The organism is Streptomyces sp. SID5785 (genome assembly GCF_009870065.1).
Taxonomy (GTDB): domain Bacteria; phylum Actinomycetota; class Actinomycetes; order Streptomycetales; family Streptomycetaceae; genus Streptomyces.
This window is the reverse complement of the sequence record NZ_WWIA01000948.1, coordinates 1-986: the sequence shown is the minus strand read 5'-3', so window position 1 is coordinate 986 and position 986 is coordinate 1. Positions and strand designations below refer to the sequence as shown.

Here is a 986-nt window from a genome sequence, read left to right as displayed (position 1 = left end):
GTGAGCAACCGCGGGCGCGCGGCGGGGCCCGTGCTGCGCGATCTCGCCGCGCTGGTCCGGCAGGTGACCGAGGAGGCCGCCGCCGACGGGCTGCGTCCCGCGGGGCTCGCGGTGGCCGTGCCGGGGCGCGTCGCGCGCGGCACCCACACGGTCGTCCGGGCCCCGAACCTGGACTGGACGGACACCGACCTCGGTGTCCTGCTGCCCGCGGCGCTGCCCCCGGGCACCCCGGTACCGCTGACCGTGGACAACGAGGCGAACTTCGGCGCGCTCGCCGAGCTGTGGCTGACCGGCGACGCCCCCGCCGACTTCCTGCACGTCTCGGCGGAGATCGGCATCGGTGCCGCGCTCGTCGTGGAGCGCGAACTGCTGCGCGGCACCCGGGGGTTCGCGGGCGAACTCGGTCACGTGCCGGTCCGCCCCGAGGGGCCGGCGTGCCCGTGCGGCGGGCGCGGCTGCCTGGAGCAGTACGCGGGCGAGGAGGCGGTGCTGCGCGCGGCCGGCGTGGGCCCCGGCGCCGACCGGACGGCCCTGCTCGCCCAGCGGGCCGCCGCCGGGGACGCCACGACGCGGCGGGCGCTGCGTGCCGCGGGTTCGGCGCTGGGCATCGCCCTCACCGGCGCGGTGCACCTCCTCGACCCGCGGACCGTGGTGCTCGGCGGCGCCCTCTCCCGCCTCGCCCCGTGGCTCCTGCCGTCCCTGGAACGGGAGTTGACCCGGCGCAAGGCGGCCCCCGCGGACGGTGTCGCCGTCTCCCGCCTCGGCTCCCGCGGCCCCCTGCTCGGCGCCGCACACGCGGTGATCAGGACGGTCCTCGACGACCCGATAGGCGCCGCCCGGACCTGACGCGCGCACCGGCCCGGTCCGTGCGGCGTGCGCGGTCCGCCCCGACCGCGCGCACCGGACCCGCCACGACAGCGGCACCGGCATCGGCCCGGCGCCGCGGACGTCGGTGCCCGGCACCGGCTGCGCCCACGTCCGCGGCC

General features: G+C 79.9%; 1 protein-coding gene. It reads left to right on the top strand.

From position 1 onward, the window contains the following. Window positions 1-846 (top strand): ROK family protein (locus tag GTW43_RS30895; protein WP_161305287.1); only part of this gene is annotated, 846 nt, incomplete at its 5' end. Window positions 847-986: the final 140 nt, after the last annotated feature.